General features: G+C 68.4%; 1 protein-coding gene. It reads right to left on the bottom strand.

Going from position 1 to position 1,468, the window contains the following annotated elements; genetic code table 11:
• Positions 1 to 685: 685 nt before the first annotated feature.
• Positions 686 to 1,297, bottom strand: a complete 612-nt coding sequence (locus tag AOK15_RS34805; protein WP_055522296.1) for a TetR/AcrR family transcriptional regulator — start codon at positions 1,295 to 1,297, stop codon at positions 686 to 688.
• Positions 1,298 to 1,468 lie beyond the last annotated feature (171 nt).

Here is a 1,468-nt window from a genome sequence, read left to right as displayed (position 1 = left end):
CTCCCCGGGTGAGGGCTACGCGGTGTCCTTCGCCGAGCAGACGCATGACCTCTGTCATGGCGCCGATGTTGGTGCGGCACAGCACGGCGTCGGGGTGGTCGACGCTGCTGACCTCTGTGCGGATCTCTGCCCTGTTTCTCCAGATGGCTCCACCGGCGGGAGGGCAGGGGTCTGCACTACGGTGTCGGCCGTCCCGCCGTACCCCGCGGTGGGGCTGGCGCCGGACCGGGAAGGGAGGGACACCCGCCCATGAGGCTGCGCACCGTGTGTCCTCAGGCGGCGCGGACCTGGACGGTGGAACTGCGATGCCAGACCGGCGGGCTCGTTCTCGTTTGCCAGCGCTGTCCCCAGGACGGTCGGCGGGTCACCGCGCGGTCCGCGCGCTCGGCGGCCCTTGCTCACCTCGCCCGGCATGCCTCGGTGACCTGAGGGCTCCTCACCTGCGGATCTGTCAGTGCCATGAACGCGGCTGCCGTTGGCACCGCCGTCACCGCGGGTGCGTGGGGCCCATCCGTCTGCTCCTGGCTTGCGAACGCGGCGGCCGTGTCTGGCGCCTCGCCGTTCGTCCACGTGCGGACAGACGGCCTGGCAACGAAACTCTGGCTGGGGCGGGCGCATCGTGCGTCCTGGACCTGCTCGCGCCGATCGACGCTTCCGATCCTCGGACGCCATGTGGTCTCGGTGATCAGTTGGGGACGGGTGAGCGCGTGGTGCGCTGGAGGATCGCTCCCCGAACGAGCCGGTGCAGAGTGTTCACTTCGGCCCGGATGCGGTCCTCGTCGTCACCGGCGACGGACACGGCGCCGGAGGTGTAGGTCATGGTGATCGTCGTGAGTTCTCTCGCGCAGGCGGCGGGGTCGGGAACGCCATAACCGCGGGCAATCGGTTCGAGGTATGCGGTCAGGTGCGCTGCGGCGCGCTGCTCCATGACGTCCACGATCTCCTGGGTCTCCCTGTTGCCGGCTTCGTGCAAGCGCAGAGAGGTGTACAGCCGGAACAGCTGCCGCTGCTTCGTGATGAGATCAGCTGCCCGCTCGTAGTAGACGGCCAGGCGCTCTTCGGGGGAGCCGGCTGAGTCGTCGACTTTAGGCAGGTTGGCGAAGAACTCGGTCGACCCTCGCTCGAGAACAGCCCTCAGGACGCCGGCCTTGCTACCGAAGTGGTGGTAGACCGAGCCGACCGGAAACCCGGATTCCTCGCAGATCTGGTTGATCGAGACGCTGCCGTACCCCTTGGACCCGAACAGGCACTCGGCCGCATCGATGATCTGATTGCGGGTATCGCGTGCGGTAACCATGTGGGGGAGCCTATCCGGTGGTCGCTGTGAGGGCTGATGCGGCGAAATCCCGCATCGCGGGCGCCTTGGAGATCGCCGCGGCCGCTTGCCGGAGCGGGTTGAGGAGTACCTCACCGCTGCCGGCGGAGGACTGGAACGCTACGGACAGCGCCGCGACGGCACGGTCGCCGA

The sequence above is a fragment of the Streptomyces ossamyceticus genome, from assembly GCF_001418475.1.
Classification (GTDB): Bacteria; Actinomycetota; Actinomycetes; order Streptomycetales; family Streptomycetaceae; genus Streptomyces; species Streptomyces ossamyceticus.
This window is presented reverse-complemented; position numbering and strand designations above follow the sequence as displayed.

Excerpts from the sequence above, each read along its gene's own strand:
- AOK15_RS34805 (WP_055522296.1), bottom strand. The coding sequence starts at position 1,297 with ATGGTTACCGCACGCGATACCCGCAATCAGATCATCGATGCGGCCGAG.